Source organism: Actinomadura sp. KC216, from assembly GCF_004348535.1.
In the GTDB taxonomy this organism is placed as follows: domain Bacteria; phylum Actinomycetota; class Actinomycetes; order Streptosporangiales; family Streptosporangiaceae; genus Spirillospora.
In genome coordinates, this window is record NZ_SMJX01000144.1 from 1 (window position 1) to 20,199 (window position 20,199).

18 protein-coding genes are annotated in these 20,199 nt (G+C 74.8%); 12 read left to right on the top strand and 6 right to left on the bottom strand.

Annotated elements, in window-relative coordinates; translation table 11 throughout:
* Together E1264_RS23730 and E1264_RS23735 are read right to left on the bottom strand one after the other, a co-directional pair.
* A partial coding sequence (locus E1264_RS23730; RefSeq protein ID WP_132177107.1) for a glycosyltransferase occupies positions 1-759 on the bottom strand: 759 nt, incomplete at its 3' end.
* A gap of 7 nt (positions 760-766) precedes the next feature.
* Positions 767-1,687: a glycosyltransferase gene (locus tag E1264_RS23735; protein ID WP_132177109.1), complete on the bottom strand. Its 921-nt coding sequence runs from the start codon at positions 1,685-1,687 to the stop codon at positions 767-769.
* Between the two features lie 178 nt (positions 1,688-1,865).
* Here E1264_RS23735 and E1264_RS23740 point away from each other — a divergent pair, with 178 nt between their 5' ends.
* From E1264_RS23740 to E1264_RS23785, 10 genes are read left to right on the top strand one after another with little or no spacing between them, the layout of a single operon-like run.
* Positions 1,866-3,506 carry a carbamoyltransferase C-terminal domain-containing protein gene (locus tag E1264_RS23740; RefSeq protein ID WP_132177111.1) on the top strand — a complete coding sequence of 547 codons (1,641 nt, stop codon included), beginning with the start codon at positions 1,866-1,868 and terminating at the stop codon, positions 3,504-3,506.
* The gene (locus tag E1264_RS23745) at positions 3,503-5,020 is read left to right on the top strand and encodes an HAD-IIIA family hydrolase (protein WP_132177113.1); all 1,518 of its coding nucleotides are present in this window, start codon (positions 3,503-3,505) and stop codon (positions 5,018-5,020) included. The genes E1264_RS23740 and E1264_RS23745 overlap by 4 nt, the downstream gene beginning before the upstream one ends.
* Positions 5,017-6,075, top strand: a complete 1,059-nt coding sequence (locus E1264_RS23750; protein ID WP_207936108.1) for a glycosyltransferase family 9 protein — start codon at positions 5,017-5,019, stop codon at positions 6,073-6,075. Before E1264_RS23745 ends, E1264_RS23750 begins: the two co-directional genes overlap by 4 nt.
* On the top strand, positions 6,072-7,067 hold the full coding sequence (locus E1264_RS23755) for a glycosyltransferase family 4 protein (protein ID WP_132177115.1): 996 nt from the start codon (positions 6,072-6,074) through the stop codon (positions 7,065-7,067). Before E1264_RS23750 ends, E1264_RS23755 begins: the two co-directional genes overlap by 4 nt.
* A complete protein-coding gene (locus E1264_RS23760; protein ID WP_132177117.1) occupies positions 7,064-8,296 on the top strand; it encodes a glycosyltransferase in 1,233 nt (410 codons plus the stop codon). The genes E1264_RS23755 and E1264_RS23760 overlap by 4 nt, the downstream gene beginning before the upstream one ends.
* Positions 8,296-8,901 (top strand): SIS domain-containing protein, encoded by a 606-nt coding sequence (locus E1264_RS23765; RefSeq protein ID WP_132177119.1) that lies wholly within the window; start codon positions 8,296-8,298, stop codon positions 8,899-8,901. Before E1264_RS23760 ends, E1264_RS23765 begins: the two co-directional genes overlap by 1 nt.
* Positions 8,894-10,300, top strand: a complete 1,407-nt coding sequence (locus tag E1264_RS23770; protein ID WP_132177121.1) for a PfkB family carbohydrate kinase — start codon at positions 8,894-8,896, stop codon at positions 10,298-10,300. Before E1264_RS23765 ends, E1264_RS23770 begins: the two co-directional genes overlap by 8 nt.
* Positions 10,297-10,974: an SDR family oxidoreductase gene (locus E1264_RS23775; RefSeq protein ID WP_132177123.1), complete on the top strand. Its 678-nt coding sequence runs from the start codon at positions 10,297-10,299 to the stop codon at positions 10,972-10,974. Before E1264_RS23770 ends, E1264_RS23775 begins: the two co-directional genes overlap by 4 nt.
* The gene (locus E1264_RS23780) at positions 10,965-11,930 is read left to right on the top strand and encodes a glycosyltransferase family 9 protein (RefSeq protein WP_132177125.1); all 966 of its coding nucleotides are present in this window, start codon (positions 10,965-10,967) and stop codon (positions 11,928-11,930) included. The genes E1264_RS23775 and E1264_RS23780 overlap by 10 nt, the downstream gene beginning before the upstream one ends.
* Positions 11,927-12,934: an NAD-dependent epimerase/dehydratase family protein gene (locus E1264_RS23785; RefSeq protein ID WP_132177127.1), complete on the top strand. Its 1,008-nt coding sequence runs from the start codon at positions 11,927-11,929 to the stop codon at positions 12,932-12,934. Before E1264_RS23780 ends, E1264_RS23785 begins: the two co-directional genes overlap by 4 nt.
* Here the strand turns inward: E1264_RS23785 and E1264_RS23790 are convergent.
* The 3 genes from E1264_RS23790 to nagA form a co-directional block, all read right to left on the bottom strand.
* Positions 12,931-13,815: a polysaccharide pyruvyl transferase family protein gene (locus tag E1264_RS23790; RefSeq protein ID WP_132177129.1), complete on the bottom strand. Its 885-nt coding sequence runs from the start codon at positions 13,813-13,815 to the stop codon at positions 12,931-12,933. The genes E1264_RS23785 and E1264_RS23790 overlap by 4 nt on opposite strands.
* A 52-nt stretch (positions 13,816-13,867) precedes the next feature.
* The gene (locus E1264_RS23795) at positions 13,868-14,473 is read right to left on the bottom strand and encodes a flavodoxin family protein (RefSeq protein ID WP_132177131.1); all 606 of its coding nucleotides are present in this window, start codon (positions 14,471-14,473) and stop codon (positions 13,868-13,870) included.
* 81 nt (positions 14,474-14,554) lie between these two features.
* Entirely contained in the window at positions 14,555-15,739 is a 1,185-nt protein-coding gene (gene nagA, locus E1264_RS23800) for an N-acetylglucosamine-6-phosphate deacetylase (RefSeq protein ID WP_132177133.1), read from the bottom strand.
* Positions 15,740-15,845: 106 nt separating this feature from the next.
* On the opposite strand from nagA, the gene E1264_RS23805 reads away from it, so the two are divergent.
* Together E1264_RS23805 and E1264_RS23810 are read left to right on the top strand one after the other, a co-directional pair.
* The gene (locus E1264_RS23805) at positions 15,846-17,042 is read left to right on the top strand and encodes an ROK family protein (RefSeq protein ID WP_165964333.1); all 1,197 of its coding nucleotides are present in this window, start codon (positions 15,846-15,848) and stop codon (positions 17,040-17,042) included.
* Between the two features lie 149 nt (positions 17,043-17,191).
* On the top strand, positions 17,192-18,544 hold the full coding sequence (locus E1264_RS23810) for a tetratricopeptide repeat protein (protein WP_132177137.1): 1,353 nt from the start codon (positions 17,192-17,194) through the stop codon (positions 18,542-18,544).
* Here E1264_RS23810 and E1264_RS23815 read toward each other — a convergent pair.
* Positions 18,517-20,199 (bottom strand): hypothetical protein (locus E1264_RS23815; RefSeq protein WP_207936109.1); only part of this gene is annotated, 1,683 nt, incomplete at its 5' end. The genes E1264_RS23810 and E1264_RS23815 overlap by 28 nt on opposite strands.

Below are 20,199 nucleotides of genomic sequence, written 5' to 3' on the forward strand. Positions count from 1 at the left end.
GGCGGGGAGGGTGCGGAGCGCGTCGGCCAGGCCGGCGCGGCCGTCCCGGCTGGTGAGGGCGGTGGCGGCCGTGCGGGCGACCGCCGGGAGCGGGCGGCGCAGCCACGCGGTCAGGACGCCGTTGCGCGCCTGGCGCCGGCGGCGGGCGGCCGGGTCGCGGTTCACCGTGGACGGGTGGTGGTGGACGACCAGCTCCGGCACGTACGCGAGGCCCCATCCGGCGGCGGCCAGGTCGAGGGCGAGCAGCTCCTCCTCGCCGCCGAAGTGCAGGACGTCGGAGAAGCCGCCTGCGTCGAGGAACGCGTCCCGCCGGACGATCACCGAGCAGGCGAGGAAGCCGAGGATGGCGGGGCCGGGGAGGCCGTCCGGGCGGCCGAGGGGCGAGCGGGCCATCTGCTCGGAGACGGGCTCCAGGCGTTCCTCCGGGCCGATCAGGACCCGTGCCGCGAGCAGTGCCGTGCGGGGGTGGGCGTCGAGGATGCGTGCGGCGCGTTCCAGGCTGCCCGGGGCCCACCAGGAGTCGTCGTCGGCGAAGGCGATGTAGCGGGTGGCCGCGCGCTGGGCTCCGGCGTTGCGGGCGGCGGCGCCCCGGTTGCCGGGCAGCCGCAGCACGGTCGCCCCGGCCGCGGCCGCCACCTCGGGCGTGCCGTCGGAGGAGGCGTTGTCGGCCACGATCACCGGGGCCGTGTGGTGGCCGAGGCTGCGGCGCAGCTCCGGGGCGCGGTCGCGGGTCGCGACGACGATCGTCACATCGGACATGTGTCACCTAGCTCACGTAACGGCGGGCTTTGGACTCGCGCTGGGACGTCTCCAGGGTGCGCAGCCGGTGCTCGACGTCGCGCGGGAGCGTCCTGCGCTCGCGGGGGACCCAGGTCAGCCCGGCGGCGGCCGCGGCGAGCGCGCCCGCGGTCACGCGGTCGCGGGGCAGGGTGCGCAGCAGCCGGGCGGTGCGGCGGGCGGCGGTGGGCAGCGGGCGGCGCAGCCAGGTGAACCACAGGGTGTTGCGGATGCCGTGCCGGCGCCGCAGGTGCGGGTCGCGGAGCCGGGACGGCTCGTGGTGCACGACGACGTCCTCGGCGTAGCACAGCTCCCAGCCGAGCGTCATCAGGTCGGCGGCGAGCAGTTCCTCCTCGCCGCCGAGCCACAGCCGCGGGGAGAAACCGCCCGCCTCGCGGAACGCCTCCGTCCGGAGCATCGACGCCCCGGCGAGGAACGAGCCGAGCGCGGGCCCCGGCAGCCACGGCGGCCCGGGCACGGGCGAGTCCCGCAGCTCGGGCACGATCGGGTCCTCGCGCCCGCCGGGTTCCACCAGGATCCGGCCGGTGACCGCGGCGAGCCGTGGGTGGGCGTCCAGCAGGCCGGCGGCGCGGGACGGCGCGTCCGGGTCCCACCAGGTGTCGTCGTCCCAGAACGCGATGTACGGGGTGCGGACGTGGTCGGCGGCGAGGTTGCGGGCGACGGCGCCGAGGTTGCGCGGCGAGCGGATCAGGGTGACGTCCGGGGACTCGGCCGCGACGGCGCCGGGCGTCCCGTCCCGCGACGCGTTGTCCACCACGATGACCGGCGCGCGCTCGGTGAGCTCGCGGGTGCGGGCGAGGACGGCGAGGAGGGAGCGCCGCCGGTCCCGGGTGATGACGACGACGGTGAAGCGCATGGACCGGCCGGTACCCGAGCCCCACCGGTCCATGCAGCAAAAGTCATATAGCCAGGTAAATCAGAACTTTCTACTCACTTCCGTTTATCTCCCCGGTTCCCGGCAATGGCGAATGACCTATAGGGGATTCGCTCCGGATCGACGGAGCCCGGTGCCTAGGACGCAGGCATCCACCGCCCCTCTCACCGACGTTGCGCAGAAACGGGGTCCCATGCGCGTGCTCGGAATCAATGCGATCTTCCATGACCCGGCCGCCGCGCTGGTGTCGGACGGCGTCGTCGTCGCGGCCGCGGAGGAGGAGCGCTTCAGCCGCCGCAAGCACGGGAAGCGGCCCGTGCCCTTCTCCGGCTGGGAGCTGCCGGAGAAGGCCGCCCGATGGTGCCTGGACGAGGCCGGGCTGGAGCCCGGCGCCCTGGACGCCGTCGCCTACTCCTACGACCCGTCGCTGGTCGAGCCCGGCCTCGACGGCCACGACGTCCAGTGGGAGCGGCTGCGGACGCTGTACGCGCAGCGGGCGCCGAACTTCCTCGCCACCGCGCTGCCCGGGCTGGACCCGGGGATCGTCCGGTTCGTCCCGCACCATGTGGCGCACGCCGCGTCCGCCGCGCTCGCCGCGCCCGGCCCCGGCGACGGCGACGTGCTGGTCCTGGACGGCCGCGGCGAATCGCACTCGCACCTGGCCGGGACCTACGAGCACGGCGAGCTGACACCGCTGGCCGCGCAGCGGCTCCCCCACTCGCTGGGGCTGACGTACGAGGACCTCACCGAGCACCTCGGCTTCCTGCGCTCCAGCGACGAGTACAAGGTCATGGCCCTCGCGTCCTACGGCGAGCCGCGCTTCCTGGACGAGCTGCGCGAGCACATCCGCGCGACCGGCGACGGCGGCTTCGCGACCGACCCGGTCGACTGGGGCGCCCTCGCCAAGGCCCGCGCGCCGGACGGCGAGTGGACCCGCGACCACGCCGACCTCGCCGCGAGCGTCCAGGCACGGCTCGAAGAGGTGCTCCTGGATCTCGCGGCCTGGCTGCACGGCCGGACGGGCGGCCGCCGCCTGACGCTGGCCGGGGGCGTCGCGCTCAACTGCGTCGCCAACTCCCGGCTGGCCGAGGCCGGGCCCTACGACGAGATCTGGGTCCAGCCCGCCGCGGGCGACGCCGGGACCGCGCTCGGCGCCGCGCTGCACGTGGCGCGGTCCGGTGGTGACCCGCTGGCCGCCATGCCCGGCGCGGACCTCGGCCGCAGCTGGGACGACGCGCAGATCGCCGCGCGGCTCGACACCGCGAAGATCCCCTACGAGCGGCCGGACGATCTCGCGGCCACCGTCGCCGACGCGCTCGCGCGCGACGAGATCGTCGCCTGGTTCCAGGGACGCTCCGAGTTCGGCCCGCGCGCGCTTGGGCACCGCTCCCTGCTCGCCCATCCCGGGCATGCGCACAACGTGGAGCGGCTCAACGACGTCAAGGGCCGCGAGCAGTTCCGGCCGATCGCGCCGATGGTCGCGCTCGACCACGCGTCCGAGATGTTCGAGGGCCCGCTGCCGAGCCCGTACATGCTGTTCGTGCACCGGGTGAAGCCGGAGTGGCGCGAGCGGATCCCCGCCGTCGTGCACGTGGACGGCACCGCCCGCATCCAGACCGTCGATCCCGGCGGCGAGCCGCTCGTCGCGCGCCTGCTGGAGGAGTTCCGCCGCCGCACCGGGCTGCCCGTCGTGGTGAACACCAGCCTGAACACCGCCGGACGCCCGATGGTGGACGACCCGCGCGACGCGCTGGAGTGCTTCGGCTCCGCCCCGGTCGACCTGCTCGCCATCGGGCCCTACGTGGTCCGCCGCAGGGAGGTGCATGGCCGATGAGCTGCACCGTCGTCATCCCCACCATCGGGCGGCCGAGCCTGCGCGCCACCCTGGACGCGCTGCGGGAGGGGACGGGCCCGCCGCCGCACGAGATCATCGTCGTGGACGACCGGCCGGAGCCCGGCGCGCCGCTCCCGCTGCCGGTGTCCGCCGGACCCGAGGTGCGGGTGATCCGCTCCGGGGGGCGCGGGCCCGCCGCCGCGCGCAACGCCGGGTGGCGCGCCGCCGCGACCGAGTGGATCGCGTTCCTGGACGACGACGTCGTCCCCGGCCCGGACTGGCCCGCGCGGCTGGCGGCCGACCTCGCGGACCTGCCGCCCGAGGCCGGCGGCTGCCAGGGCCGCGTCACCGTCCCGCTGCCCGAAGGGCGCGCCGCCACGGACTGGGAACGCAACACCGCCGCGCTCGCGACCGCCGAGTGGATCACCGCCGACATGGCCTACCGCCGCGGCGTGCTCGCCGAGCTCGGCGGGTTCGACGAGCGCTTCCGCCGCGCCTACCGGGAGGACGCCGACCTCGCGCTGCGCGCCATGGACGCCGGGCACGGCCTTGTCCTCGGCGAGCGCCGGGTGACGCATCCGGTCCGCCCGGCCGGGTTCTGGGCGTCGGTGCGGGCGCAGGCGGGCAACGCCGACGACATCCTGATGTGGCGGGCGCACGGCCGGCACTGGCGCGCCCGCGCCGGTGAAGGCCGCGGCCTGCTGCGGCGCCACGCGCTCACCACCGCCGCGGGCCTGCTGGCCCTGGCCGCCGCGCCCGCCGCGCTCCGGGGCGCGGGCCGCGACCGGCGCGCGGCTCTCGCCGCCTGCGCCGCGGGCGGCGTCTGGACGGCGCTGACCGCACGGTTCGCCTACGAGCGGATCCGGCCGGGGCCCCGCACGCCGCGCGAGGCGGCGACGATGCTGGTCACCAGCGCCGCCATCCCGCCCGCGGCGATCTGGCACCGGCTGCGGGGACTCGCCGTCCACCGCCGGGCCCGCAGGTGGGGCGCGGCGCGGCTCGTGCTGTTCGACCGCGACGACACGCTGATCAAGGACGTCCCCTACAACGGCGACCCGGCGCGCGTCGAGCCGATGCCGGGCGCGCGCCGCGCCCTCGACCGGCTGCGGCGGCACGGCGTCCGCGTCGGCGTCGTCTCCAACCAGTCGGGAGTCGCCAAGGGGCGCATCACGGCCGGGGACGTGCGGCGCGTGAACGCCCGCGTCGAGGAGCTGCTCGGCCGTTTCGACACGTGGGAGTTCTGCCCGCACGACGACGGCGACGGCTGCGGCTGCCGCAAGCCGCGCCCGGGGATGATCGAGCGTGCGGCCGAGCGGCTCGGGGTGCCGCCGTCCGACTGCATCGTCATCGGCGACATCGGCCGCGACATCGAGGCCGCCGTGGCGGCCGGAGCGCGCGGCATCCTCGTCCCGACCGGCCGGACCCTCGACACCGAGATCGCGCTGGCGGCCGAGACGGCGCCGACGCTGGACGCGGCCATCGAACTGGTCCTCGGCGGACGGCGGCGCCGGTGACCGCGCGGCCGAGGGTCCTCATCGCGCGCCAGGACAACATCGGCGACGTGCTGCTCGCCGGCCCCGCCGTGCGGGCGGTCGCCGCACGGGCCGCCGAGGTCGTCCTGCTGTGCGGGCCGCGCGGGCGCGCCGCCGCCGACCTGCTGCCCGGCGTCGACCGTGTCATCGAATGGTGCGCCCCCTGGATCGACCCCGGCCACGTGCCCGTCGACCAGGCCGCGATCGACCGCCTCCTCGGCGAGGTCGCGGGATTCGACCGGGCGCTGATCCTGACCTCGTTCCACCAGTCGCCGCTGCCGCTCGCGCTGCTGCTGCGGCTCGCGGGAACGCCGTGGATCGGCGGCATCAGCGAGGACTACCCCGGCTCCCTGCTCGACCTGCGGCACCGGCCGGACGCCGACGTGCCCGAGCCGCTGCGCATGCTCGCCCTCGCCGAGGACGCCGGGTTCCCGCCCCCGGCCGACACGCGGCTGCGGGTCCGCGGCCCGCTGCCCCGCACCGGCCACCTCACCGGCGGGCCCGGGTACGTGGTGGTGCACCCGGGGACGTCCGTCCCCGCGCGCGCGTGGCCGCCCGGGTGCTGCGCCGCGGCCGTCCGGCTGCTGGCCGCGGCCGGGCACCGGGTGATCGTGACCGGCCACGCGGACGAAAAGGAGCTGACCGCCCGCGTCGCCGGGGAGGACGGCCTCGACCTCGGCGGCCGGACCGGCCTGGCGGAACTGGCGTCCGTGCTGGCGGGCGCCCGCGCCGTCGTCGCCGGCAACACCGGCCCCGCCCACCTGGCGGCGGCCGTCGGCACGCCGGTGGTGTCGCTGTTCGCGCCGACCGTGCCGGCCTCGCGGTGGGCGCCGTACGGCGTCCCGCTGGCGCTTCTCGGCGACCAGGCGGCGCCGTGCCGGAACACCCGCGCCACCGAGTGCCCGGTCGAGGGGCACCCGTGCCTGTCGTCCGTCACCGCCGAGGAGGTCGCGGCGGCCGTGGAGATCGTCGCCAAGGACGAGAGCCTCGTCAACGACGAGAGCCTCGCCGGCCCGGAGGAGGCGCCCGCCCGATGAGAGTCCTGATGTGGCACGTGCACGGATCGTGGGCGACGTCGTTCGTCCACGGCCCGCAGACCACCCTCGTCCCCGTCACCCCGGACCGGGGCCCGGACGGGAAGGGCCGCCCGGACACCTTCCACTGGCCCGGCCGGGCGATCGAGGTGCCGCCGGAACGGCTCCGCGGCGAGCACGTCGACGCCGTCGTCCTGCAGCGCCCGCACGAGCTGCGGCTCGCCGAGGAATGGCTCGGCCGCCGCCCGGGACGCGACGTCCCCGCCGTCTTCGTCGAGCACGACACGCCGCGCCGCACCCCGTCCGACGCCGGGGGCCCCGAGGAGGTCGTCCCGGACAGCCGGCACTTCCTGCACGACCGCTCCGACATCCCGGTCGTGCACGTCACCCACTTCAACCAGCTGTTCTGGAACTGCGGACGCGCCCCGACCATGGTCATCGAGCATGGCGTCGTCGACCCCGGCCACCGCTACACCGGCGACATGCCGCGCGCCGGCGTGGTCATCAACGATCCCCTGCGCCGCGGACGCGTCACCGGCGTCGACCTGCTCCCCCAGCTTGCCGCCGCCGTCCCCCTGGACCTCTTCGGCATGAACGTCACCGGCGTCCCCGGACGCCTCGGCATCGCACCCGAATCGCTCTGGACCTTCGAGGACCTGCCGCAGGCGAGGATGCACGACGAGCTCGCCCGCCGCCGCGTCTACGTCCACCCCTACCGGTGGACCTCGCTCGGCCTCGCGCTGATCGAGGCCATGATGCTCGGCCTGCCGGTGGTGGCGCTCGCCACCACCGAGGCGACCGAGGCGGTGCCGCCGGAGGCCGGGGTGCTGTCCACGCGCGTCACCGCCCTGGCGGACGCCGCGCGGAGCCTGACCGCCGATCCGGCCCGTGCCCGCCAGATGGGCAAGGAGGCGCGGGCCTACGCCAGCGACCGGTACGGCCTGCCGCGGTTCCTGCGCGATTGGCGCCGAACTCTCCAGGAGGTAACGCGATGAAGATAGCCATGATCTCCGAGCACGCCAGCCCGCTCGCCGCCGCGCGCGGATCCGCGGGCCGCGGGCTGGGCGGGGCGGACGCCGGCGGCCAGAACGTGTTCGTCGCGGAACTGGCCGCCGAGCTCGGCGCGCAGGGGCACTACGTCACCGTCTACACCCGCCGGGACGCGCCGGGCCCGCCCGACCGGGTCCGGCTCGCGCCCGGCGTGACCGTGGAGCACGTCCCGGCGGGACCGCCCGAGCACATCGCCAAGGACGACCTGCTGCCGTGGATGCGCGACTTCGGGACCTACCTGGAGCGGCGCTGGGCCGCCGACCCGCCCGACGTGGCGCACGCGCACTTCTGGATGAGCGGCGTCGCCGCGCTCCAGGCCGCCCAGGCGGCGGGCGCGCCGCGCGTCCCGCTCGTGCAGACCTACCACGCGCTCGGCACCGTCAAGCGCCGCCACCAGGGCGGCAAGGACACCAGCCCCGCCTCCCGCGTCCGGCTGGAACGCGCGATCGGGCGCGCCGCCGCCACCGTCATCGCCACCTGCTCGGACGAGATCGCGGAGCTGACCGCGATGGGCGTCCCCCTCGACCGCATCCGCGTGGTGCCGTGCGGGGTCGACCTCGATCTGTTCACGCCCGAGGGCCCGAGCGCCGGCGGAGGCGACCCGCACCGGCTCGTGGTGCTGTCCCGGCTCGTCGAGCGCAAGGGCGTCGACACCGCCATCCGCGCGCTGGCCCGGCTGCCGGACACCGAGCTGCTGGTCGCGGGCGGCCCGCCCCGCGGCGGCCTCGACGCCGACCCCGAGGTCCGCAGGCTCCGGCAGGTGGCGCGGGACGCGGGCGTCGCCGGGCGCGTGGAGTTCCTCGGCCAGCTCGGGCGCGACGAGGTGCCGCCGCTGCTGCGCTCGGCGAGCCTCGTGGTCACGCTGCCCTGGTACGAGCCGTTCGGCATGGTGCCGCTTGAGGCTATGGCCTGCGGCGTCCCGGTGGTGGCGACCGAGGTCGGAGGGCATCTGGACACCGTCGTGGACGGCGTCACCGGCAGGCTCGTCCCGCCGCGCGACCCGGAGGCGGCCGCCGGCGCGATCCGCGGGCTGCTGGACGACCCCGCCGCGCGGACCGCGATGGGGTTCGCGGGCGCCGACCGGGCCCGCGACCAGTACTCCTGGGCCCGCGTCGCCGCCGGCACGGCCGGCGTCTACCGGCACGCCGCCGCACTGAGCGAGGTGGCCGCCTGATGACCGCACAGACCGGTACCCGGACATCCGCGACCAGCGTGCACGGCCGGCGCCTCGAGTCGCTCGCCGACGCCGCGCTGCGGTTCCGCGACGAGGTCCCGACGCTCGAGGACTGGGCCCGCCGGCTCGCCCGCGCCCTGGACGCCGGCGGACGGCTGCTGGCCTGCGGCAACGGGGGCAGCGCCGCCGAGGCGCAGCATCTGACCGCCGAGCTCGTCGGCCGGTTCGAGGACGACCGGCGGCCGCTGTCGGCGATCGCGCTGCACGCCGACACCTCCTCGGTCACGGCGATCGGCAACGACTACGGCACGGTCAGCGTGTTCGAGCGGCAGGTGCAGGCGCACGGCCGTCCCGGTGACGTGCTGATCTGCCTGTCGACCAGCGGGCGCAGCCCCAACGTGATCGCCGCGGCGCACCGGGCCCGCCGGCTCGGGCTGACCGCCTGGGCGATCACCGGGCCCGGGCCGAACCCGCTCGCCGACGCGTGCGACGAGGCGATCACCGTGCGGGCCGCGGCGGCCTCGACCGTCCAGGAGATCCATCTCGCCGCGATCCACCTGCTGTGCGGAGCGATCGACGAAGCCCTGGGGGTGCGCCATGCCTGACCGCACCGCGCCGCTGGTCGTGATCGGCGACGCGCTGCTCGACATCGACGTCGCCGGGAGCAGCTCCCGGCTCTGCCCGGACGCGCCCGTCCCGGTCGTGGAGCACGCCACGGAGCTGCCCCGGCCCGGCGGCGCGGGCCTCGCGGCGCTGCTGGCCGCGGCGGACGGGCGCGAGGTGGTGCTCGTCACCGCGCTCGCCGACGACGAGCCCGGCCGGCGGCTGCGCGCGATGCTGGAGCGGCACCTGGAGGTCGCCGCCTTCCACCTGCACGGCGGCACCCCCTGCAAGATGCGCATCCGGTCCGGCGGCCAGTCGGTGGCCCGCCTGGACGTCGGGGAGGGCGAGGCGCTCGACGGGCCCGTCGGCCCGCGCGTCTTCGACGCGATCGCGGAGGCCGGCGCGGTGCTGGTCGCCGACTACGGGCGCGGCGTCGCCCGGCACCGCGCCGTCCGGGCGCGGCTCGCCGAGCTGCCGCGCGGCGTCCCCGTCGTGTGGGACCCGCATCCGCGCGGCGAGCCGCCGCCGCCGGGCGTGCGGCTGGTCACCCCGAACGCCGCCGAGGCGGCCCGGCTCGCCGCCGCGCACGGCGCCGACATCGCCGGGACGGGCCTGTCGGCGGCCGGCCGGTGCGGGCGGCACCTCGGCCGGGCCTGGGGCGCCGACGGCGTCGCGGTCACGCTCGGCTCCGAGGGCGCGCTGCTGTGCGACGGTTCGGAGGCGCCGTTCCTGGCGCCCGCCCGGCCGGCGCACGGCGACGCGTGCGGCGCGGGCGACGCCTTCGCCGCCGGTGCCGCGGGCGCGCTCGCCGATGGCGCGGACCTGCCCGGCGCCGTCACCGCTGGCGTCGGCAACGCGTCGGGCTTCGTCCGCGCCGGTGCCGCGGCGGCGGTCGCGGCGCGGCTCGCCGAGGCCGGCACGCCCCGGCTCGTTCCCGAGCGGGGCGAGGACGCGTGGGACGTCGTCGAGCGGACCCGGCGCGCGGGCGGGACGGTCGTCGCGACCGGCGGCTGCTTCGACCTCCTCCACGCGGGCCACGTCAGCCTGCTCCAGCAGGCGCGGCGGCTCGGCGACTGCCTGATCGTCTGCGTCAACTCCGACGCGTCGGTCCGCCGCCGCAAGGGACCGTCCCGGCCGGTGACGCCCGCCGCCGACCGCGTCCGGGTGCTGGAAGCGCTCAGCGACGTGGACGCCGCGATCGTGTTCGACGACGACACCCCGGCGCCGCTGCTGGAGCGGCTGCGTCCCGACCTGTGGGTCAAGGGCGCCGACTACGCCGGGACGACCCTGCCCGAGGCCGACACGGTCCGGGCCCACGACGGAGAGGTGGTCCTGCTGCCCCTGCTGGAAGGGCGCTCCACCACACGCCTGCTGTCCACCACGAAGGGAAACGCGTCATGAACGTCCTCATCACCGGCGGCGCCTCCGGGCTCGGCGCGGCCGTCGCGCGGAAGGTCGCCAACGACGGCGGGCGGCCCCTCGTCCTGGACCGGTACCCGCCGAAGGACGACGTCGAGCACATGCAGGCCGACCTCGCCGACCGCCGGTCCGCCGAGCGCGCGGTGCACTGCCTGGCCCGCTCCGCCGGCGGGCTGAACGCCGTCGTCACCGCCGCGGGCATCGACGCGTGCGGCACGCTGTGCGAGGTCCCCGCCGAGGACTGGGAACGCGTCATCCAGGTCAACCTGCTGGGCACCGCCGCCGTCGTGCGCGCCGCGCTCCCCTACCTGGAGAACGAGCCCCCGGGACGCGTCGTCACCGTCGCCTCGACGCTGGGTTTCAAGGCCGTGAGCGACGCCACCGCCTACTGCGCGTCCAAGTTCGGCGTCGTCGGGTTCAGCCGCGCCCTCGCCACCGAGCTCGCCGGGCGGGTCGCGGTCACGATGGTCGTCCCCGGCGGGATGAGCACCGCGTTCTTCGACGACCGTCCCGACCAGTACAAGCCCGGCCCCGACGCCCAGCTCAACCGCCCCGAGGACGTTGCCGCGACCATCGCGTTCGCCCTCTCCCAGCCTGCCGGGTGCGAGATCCGCGAAATGGTCGTCTGCCCCTCGCGCGAGCCGTCGTGGCCGTAAGCACCCGGCGGGCGCTCGCGCTCCGCGCCCTCGGGCTCGGGGACCTGCTGACCGCCGTCCCGGCGCTGCGGGCCCTGCGGCGCGGGCTGCCCGGCACGCGGATCACGCTCGCCGCGCCGGCCGTCCTCGACCCGCTCGCCCGCGCGACGGGTGCCGTCGACGACGTCCTGCCGGTGGACGGCCTGGAGCAGCCGCTCCCGCCCGCCGGTCCCGTGGACGTCGCCGTCAACCTGCACGGGCGGGGCCCGCAGAGCCACCGGCTCCTCGCCGCCTCGGCGCCGCGCACGCTGATGGCGTTCGCCTGCCCCGGATACGGCGACGGACCCGGCTGGGACCCGGACGAACATGAGGTGTCGCGCTGGTGCCGGCTCGTCGCGGCGTTCGGGTTCGACGCGGACCCCGCCGACCTGGACCTGCCCGCGCCCGCCACGGCCTCGCCCGCGCCCGGCGCCGTCGTCGTCCATCCGGGCGCGGCGTCCCCGGCGCGCCGCTGGCCCGCCGAGCGGTTCGCGGCCGTCGCGTCCGCGCTCCGGGACGGCGGCGAGCGCGTCGTCGTCACCGGCGGCCCCGGCGAGGCCGACCTCGCGGGCCGCGTCGTCCGGCTCGCCGGGCTGGACGAGACCGCCGACCTGTCCGGCCGCACCCCGCTCCGGGACCTGGCCGCGCTCGTCGCGGGCGCCCGCCTGGTCATCTGCGGCGACACCGGCGTCGCCCACCTCGCGACCGCCTTCCGCACGCCCTCGGTGCTGCTGTTCGGCCCGACCCCGCCCGGCCGGTGGGGACCGCCGACCGACCGCGCCGAGCACCACGTCATGTGGACGGGACACCGCGGCGACCCGCACGGACGCGTCCCCTGCCCCGGCCTGCTGGACATCTCCGCGGACCAGGCCATCGAAGCCGCCGAGAAAGCGCTCGTGAACGCTCATGAGCGAGGACCGACGAGAGGACCACGATGAGTCATCCACGCGCCGTCGTCACCGGAGGCTGCGGATTCCTCGGCTCGCACCTGTGCGAGGCGCTGCTGGCCCGGGGAATCTCCGTGGTGTGCCTGGACAACCTGCTGACGGGAACGTTCCGCAACATCGCGCACCTCATCGGCAGGCGCGACTTCCGGTTCCAGGAATGCGACCTGACCGAGCCGGTGGACGTCCCCGGCGAGGTCGGCCACGTCTTCCACCTCGCCTCGGCCGCCTCCCCGGCCGACTACCTGCGGCTGCCGATCCAGACGCTGGAGGTCGGCAGCCTCGGGACCCGCAACGCGCTGGAGTTCGCCGAGGCGAAGAACGCCCGGTTCGTGCTCGCCTCCACGTCCGAGGTCTACGGTGACCCGCTCGTCCACCCGCAGCCCGAGTCGTACTGGGGCAACGTGAACCCCGTCGGCCCGCGCAGCGTGTACGACGAGGCCAAGCGGTTCGGCGAGGCCCTGACGTCGGCGTTCCGGCACTCGCGCGGCCTCGACGCCGCGATCGTCCGGATCTTCAACACCTACGGGCCGCGGATGCGCCCGGACGACGGCCGCGCGATCCCGACGTTCCTGCGGCAGGCGCTGACCGGCGAGGACCTCACCGTGACGGGGGACGGTTCGCAGACCCGCTCGATCTGCCACGTGGACGACACCGTCCGGGGAATCCTCGCGCTCGGGACCTCCGGGCACCCGGGGCCGGTCAACATCGGCAGCCCCTACGAGATTTCCATGGCCGACCTCGCCCAGCTGGTCATCGAGCTGACCGGCTCGCCGTCCCGGATCCGCTTCGTGGACCGCCCGGCCGACGACCCGCGCGTGCGGCGCCCGGACACCAGCCTGGCCGAGGACGTGCTCGGCTGGCGGCCCCGGATCACGGTCGAGGAGGGGCTGCGCACCACGATCGAGTGGTTCGCCCGGGAACTGCGCCGCCCCGTCCCGGTACCGGCCGTGGGCACGCTCGTCCCGACGGCGCCGGACGACGCGGTCGCGGGCTAGCCGCCGAGGACGTTCAGCAGTTCGGCGACCATGGTGTCGGTGGGAGGCGGCGCGCACGCTCGCGCCCTGCCGTCCGGGGACAGCGCCCACTCCCACCACCGGTCGAGTTCGGCGGGATCGAGCAGCGGCGTCGCCGTCCCCCGCACGGTCACGGCGGCGGGCCACGACCAGGCCCGCGCCTGGGCGGCCACCTTCGCGCCACCGGCCACCGGGTCCACGGCCAGCGCGGGGACCCCGTTCTTCAGCGCCAGGACGAGGCCGTGCAGCCGCGTCGTCACCACCAGGTCGAGCCTGCGGACGACGGATTCCAGCTCCGCCGCCGTGCCGAACATGCGCCAGTCGCGCGGGTCGAGCCGGGTGTCGAGGGGCAGCCGGGCGCATTCCCGGGCGGCGAGCCACGCGGTCAGCTCCCGCTGGACGCCGCTGTGCCGCCGCCGCGCCCCGTACTCGGCCTGGCCAGGCGCCGACACCACCCCGACGACGGGCGCCGGCGGCGTCGCGGCGAGCGCCGCCAGGTCCGGCCGGGGCACCGCCTCGGGCGCGTCCCGCGCGAGGACGGTGTCGAATCCCTTGACGGCCGGGTCGTCCGGATCGAGGACGGAGACCCCGACGGCGATCCTGACGCAGCGCGCGTAACGGCGGTGGAGCTCCTCGATCTGCGGCCCGCTCAGCGGGCCGCAGGCGAACACCAGGTGGGTGTAGCGGCCGGGATCCGCCTGCTCAAGGCCCAGACCGTCCGGCCTGAAGACGGGACTCCACACCAGATCGCAGGCGACCCCGGCGTCGGCGAGCCCCCGCCGCACCGCCTCCATCGCCAGGACGTCACCCGCCGTGGCCTCCCCGTGCAGAAAGCTAGGCCACCCGGCCACCAGCACCCGCATCCCACAGCCTTCCACCAAGATCCCGCCGCCTTGGTGACGGCGGCGCGACGGGTCAGGACGGCGGGGCGGGGATCGGGTTCGCGGCCAGGGCCGAGGCGGCGGCGACCAGGTTGGACGCCATCGCGCGACCCGTACTGTGCGACCAGTCGTGGCCCTCGTCGGTCTCCAGGTAGCTCGGGCCGGGGCCGGGGCCCCGGTTCCAGTACGTCCACGCCTGGCCGGGGATCGTGTAGCCGAACTCGTTCAGCGCCCCGCTCAGGTTGTTGATCACATGGTGGGCGCCGTCCTCGTTCCCGGTGACGATCACACCGGCGACCCGGTTGAAGGCGACCGGGCGCCCGTCGTCGTCGGTCTCCGACAGCATGGCGTCCATCCGTTCGATGACCCGCTGGGCGACCGAGGACGGCTGCCCCGCCCACGTCGGCGACGCGAGGATCAGGATCTCCGACTCCAGCAGCGACCGGTGCACGGCCGGCCACGGGTCTCCGTCGCCGAGGTCGGTCTCCACACCCGGCGGGATGTCCAGGTCCACGGCCCGGATGCTCTCCACCGTGACGCCCCTGGCGCGCAGCGCGTCCTCCACCACCGCGGCGAGCGCGTGGGTGTTGGAGGTCGCCGGTGAGCGCTTCAGGGTGCAGTTGATCACTACGGCGCGCATCGGCGCCTCCCTCCGGGTACGTCGCGGGCCGCCTGCTCTCGCGACGTACCCGGGCCACCGCCGCGAAACGTCGGTACCCGGTCAGGCGCTCATGCTCGCCGCCAGCGTTCCGTGAACGACCGCGCCGTAGGCGATGACCGTGCGGACGTGCAGGTCTTGCGTCATGACGACGAGGTCGGCGTCCTTGCCGGACTCGATGCTCCCGGTTTGCTCTCCCAGCCCGAGCATGCGCGCCGGGGTGGTGGCCGTGGCGACGGCGGCCTGGGTGATCGGGATCCCGACGCAGCGCACGGCGTGGCGCAGCGCGCGGTCCATGGTGAGGGTGCTGCCCGCGTTGGTGACGCCGTCCAGCAACGTGACCTTGCCGTCGCGGGCGAGGACGGGCAGCGGCCCGAGGTTGAACCGGCCGTCCTTCACTCCGGCCGCCGGGGTGGCATCGGTGACCAGGGCGATGCGCTCGGCGCCCGCGGCGGCGAACGCGAGACGTGTCGTCGCGCTGTGCAGGTGGACACCGTCGTTGATGAGCTCGCACGTGACGTTGTCGTGAGTGAGCGCGGCGACGGCCGGGCCCGGTTCACGGTGGTGGAACGGCCGCATGGCGTTGAACAGGTGAGTGGCCATGCCGGCGCCCGCCTCGAACGCCTGGTGCGCTTCGTCGTAGCTGGCGTCGGTGTGCCCCACCGCCACGACCGCGCCTGACGCGACGACTTCGCGGACGAGGTCCATCCCGCCATCCAGCTCGGGGGCGAGGGTGACGGTGCGGACGGTCCCGTCGCCGCTGGCGAGCAGGTGCCGCAACGCGTTGACGTCCGGTGCGAGGACGTAGTCGCTGTGATGGGCGCCCCTGTGGTTCGGGTTGAGGAACGGCCCTTCGAGGTGGATCCCGGCGATCGACCGGTGCAGGGGGTCGGGCGAGCGCATGAGGGCGGCCACCGTGCGGGCCGCGGCCGCCATCTCCTCCACCGGTGAGGTGACGAGGCTGGCCAGCGTGCGTGTGGTTCCATGACGGCGGTGAAACGCGATCGCCCGCAGGATCTCCTGCGGATCCTCCGTGGTGACCTGGGCGCCGTCGCCGCCGTGCATGTGCAGATCCACGAACCCGGGCAGCACGTAGTCCGATCCGAGGTCGTGGACCTCGGCGTCGGCCGACCGCGGCGGGTCTCCGGCTCCCACGGCCGAGATCCGGTGACCGTCCAGCGCGACCCACCCGGGATCCAGGACGTGGCCGGGCGTCACCACACGGGCGTTGGCGAGGATCATGACCATCAGACTCCCTTGTTCTGTGCATCGCCGAGCTGGTCGGCCCATATTATCTTCTCTTGAAGAAAAAAACCTTGCCGTGGAGACGGGGACTTCCTTGGTTGCGATCGGTATGCCGGGTACCGGCGACGACGGCGGGCCGGCGGCCGGGCGCGTCCTGACGCTGCTGCATCGGCGCGGCCCGCTGACCCGCGCGGCGGTCACGGCCGAACTCGGTCTGGCCGCGAGCGCGGTGGGCACCGCCCTGAGCGACCTGGCGGCGCTGGACCTGGTCCGCGTCGGCGAACCGCGGCGCGGCTCCTCCGGCGCCTCGACCGGACGCGGCAGGCCGTCGCCCGTCGTCGAGGTGAATCCCGACGGCCCCGTGGCCGTCGCCGTCCAGGTGAGCGCGGACCGCGTCACGGTCGGCCGCGTCGGCCTGGACCGCAGGATCAGCCACGTCCGCGAACATGCCTTGACCAGCGCTGACACCGACCCCGCCACCCTCATACCGGCACTGGCGGACGCGATCTCCGACGCGGCCCACGGGACCGAGCGCCGGTGCGCCGGGGTGTGCATCGCGATGCCCGGCTTCATCAGGGAACACGACGGCTTCGTCCGGTCCACCTTGCACCTGGGCTGGAACGATGTGCCGCTCGCGCAACGGCTGGGCGGCATGGTGCCGATCAGCGTCCCGGTTGCCGTGGGCCGGGCCGCCACGCTGGCCGTCCTGGCCGAGTTCCGTTACGGGGCCGGCCGCGGCGCCGCGAGCATGCTGGCCCTGACCTGCGAGCGCGTCGGCATCGGCGGCGGGTTCATCGACGCGGGCGTACCGCTCACCGGGGGCGGCCACGCGTTGGAGGCCGGTCACATCATCGTCGAGCCAGGCGGCCTGCGATGCCCGTGCGGTGCGCGCGGCTGCCTGGAAATGTACGCCGACTCGCGTGCACTGCTCCGCGCCGCCGGTCGACGCCGTCACGTCCGGGAAGACGCCGCCACGGGGATCTTCGATGACGCCGCGGCCGGTGACCATGCCGCGCGGGAGGCGGTCCGCGTCACCGCAGGCCACCTGGTGACGGGCCTGACCAGCCTCGTCAACACGCTCGCGCCAGAACGCGTGGTGCTCATGGGCTTCCTGGCCGACCTGTACCGGGCCGCCGAGGATCTCGTCCGCGACGGGCTGACGGCGTCCTCCGTCGTCGCCCGCGCAGGCCGGATCGAAGTCACCACGGGCGACCTTCGGCACGCCACTCTCGTGGGCGCGGCCGAAAGAGCCTTCGCCCCACTCCTGAGGCAGCCGCGTACCGTCCTGGACGCCACCCCCTCCTGAGGCCGGATATCGCGGGCGTATCGAAAATCCCATATGCCGCTGCAACAGCCTCCCGTCTTCAGTGGACCCACAGACCACAACGTTTCGTGCCGGGGGCCTGGCCGCACGCTTGCCCCGGCTTCGGAACCGATCACGAAAAGGGGACGGCCGTGGCCGATGACAGGGAATGGGACCGGCGTTCGCTGCTCCGAGGGGCCGCGGTGGTGGCCGGTGCCGCCGCGACCATGCCGCTGCTGGGCGAGGCCGCCACGGCGCGGGCCACGGGCGGCGATGCGGACGCGCTGTTCAAGGCCGGGGAGTTCGAGCAGGCCGCCCGCGCCTACGAAGAGATCCTGAAGAAGGACCCCAAGAACGTGCACGCGGCACGCCAGCGCGGCTATATCGGGCTGCTGGCCAACCGGTTCCGTGACGCGGAGAGCTACCTCAACACGGCCCTCGACCTGGCACCCGCCGACAAGCAGACCAACCAGTTCCTGGCCGACTGCTACACCCGCCAAGACAAGTTCTCCCTCGCCGTACCCCGCTGGCAGGCGGCGGGCGACGAGGTCTACGCCAAATGGTTCGCGGCGGTCCGCGGCGAGCCGTACCAGATCCACGGCGACATCGCGCGGCTGCCGTGGCGGGGGATGGACCCGTTTCCGCTGCTGGAGGCCTCGGTCAACGGCGGGCCGCCGAAGACCTTCACGTTCTACACCCGTGTCGGGTGGCTGGGCATGTCCTCGAAGGTGGCCGAGGAAGCCGGGCTGACCCCCGTCGCCAGCCAGAAGATCGAGTACGCGGGCCGCACCATATGGCACTACTTCGGGGTACTGGACTCCTTCACCCTGGGCGGCATCGAACTGCGCAACATCCCCGTGCAATGGTCGAAGTCGGACGAAGAAGAGCCGGCCGGAGCACACGACGGCATCATCGGCACGTGGGTCATGTACCACTTCCTGACCACCGTCGACTATGCGGGCCGGTCGCTGATCCTGCGCCGCCGGACCCCCGAGACGGCCAGGAAGGCACGCGCCGACGCCGTCCGGGCAGGCGCCAAGCCCCTGCCGCTGTGGCTGGCCCGCGAACACCTGCTGCACAGCAAGGGCAGCGTCGCCGACTCCGGAGCGCAGGTCGTGGCCCTGGACATCGGCGGAACCGGCGAAATGGTCGCGGCCATGTCCGTCGAAACGGCGCAGGAGTTGCGGGTCCGCACGGACTACGACCGCCCACTGGAATCCTTCGCCGGCGGGCAGCCGGTCGTCAGCTACCCGTGCTACCCGAAGGAGGTCCGCCTCGGCGACGCCACCGCCAAGCACGTCTACTGCTATGCGGGCAAGTCCGGCGGCACCGGCGGCTTCGGGCCCGCGGACGCCTTCGGGCCCGCGAACACTAGAGCCGGATCACCCACCGACTACGGCTTCGACGTGCTGGCCCACTTCTCCCACAGCTTCTACAAGCCGTACAACGTCACCCTCGACTTCACCGACATGAACGCCTACATCGCCCGAGGCAAGGCCCCCTGACCACCACAACGCGACGACCACCGCCATGGCGAGTCTCGGACGTTGGCCGGTGGGTGGGTCGGGTCTGCGGCCCAGGGTCCGGGCCCGCCCGAGCACCGGCCCGAACCAGGCGGGACGGCTTGGGCCGGGTGGGCCTCTTGGATGGACCAGGTGCCGGACCCTCCGGTGACCTGGATGAGCGCGTGGGACCGCAGGTCCAGGGACTGGTCCGCCGCCGGGGTCGTGAGCGTCCGCAGGGGGACGAGAGCAGCGTCCAGGTGCACGAGGCCGAAACCGGCGTCAGCGCGGAACTGCACGCGGCCGGGTGGTCCGAGGTAACGCACGACCGCGGCACGATCACCCGCGATAAAGCCCTCGAACGGCCTGACATGCCCGGTGGGCGGAATCGATATCTCGCCTTCGGGCCCGGAATGCCGCGGGGAATCCACATCGGCTTGGTCGAGTGGTGTCACGTCGATCCGCCACTCGGTTCTGTTGGTCCTGATCTGGAGAATCGCACCTGACGGGACGGCGAACGCGCTCAAACTCGGCGCCGGGGACCCGTGTGCCGAGTTTTGCCCGAGCGCACCCGCGAACGCCACCGGGTCGCCTCCGTAAAGCGCGGAGAGGTCGGGGCCGCGGAGATGGACCTCGTGAAACTCCCCGCCGGGAGACGTCAGGACGGCGATCCCCGGTGGACCCTCATAGGTGAGGACTTCGGGTCCGTGTCCCGTGGCCGAGCGGGTGAACGAGCGGGCGCGGTCCGGGCCGCCGATCGTGACGGTCCACGACCCTTCGGCCTCGATGTTCAGGAAACGGCGGGCCGCCTCCTCCTCCGTCACCAAGCGGTCGTCCAGAACGATGACAGCGGCCGTAGGACCGGGGCCGCACGCCACCACCGGGACCCCACGTCCGAACTCGGTACGCCGCAGGGAGCCCCGCAGCGTGCCAGAGCCCTCGTAGGCGAACTCCGCGAGCACCGGCTGGACGAGGCGTCCCTTGATCTTGAGGCGGGTGTTCCCCGCGCCGTGGTACGTGCGCAGCCGGCCGTAGAAGACGTGATCGACCGATGTGAACCGCTGCGGTGGGGCCGTCTCCTCGTCCATCAGCCAGCGGTCGAGCTCGATGGCCACCCTGCGCGGTGCCTTGACCCGAAGCCACAGCGAGCGGACCGGACGTCCCCGCTGGGGGATCGTCGGCCGCGAAGCATCGCCGCTCGACGACAGCATGACCCAGAACCAGTTGCCCCACCGCAGCCGTCGCGCGGGGAGCGGAAGGGCGTCCCGCAGCCGCAGGACCAGGTTGACCTCCTGCCCGAACGGCGTCAGATGAGCCGCCTCCTCGTGGTGACGCCGGTCCGGCTCGCCGCCGTGGCGCACGGCCGCGATGCTCGTACGCGGGATCCGCAGCGCCTTCCACAGCAGCAGCCCGTCCCAGATGACGATCTCGTCACCGGCCACCCACATCCGCGGCCGCACCAGAACGAGCCGGAGCATCTGGACCGTGACGGTCGCCACGACGGCCATGAGGACCAGCGCCCACACGGCGACGATCGACTCGATCACCGACGCCCCCGCCCGGCCCACGAACCAGATGGCGCCCTGGAGCGCCGCCGCACCCAGCGGGATCACAGCGAGAAGCGCCACCGCGGTCCTCCCCCAGGACCTCGCCATACC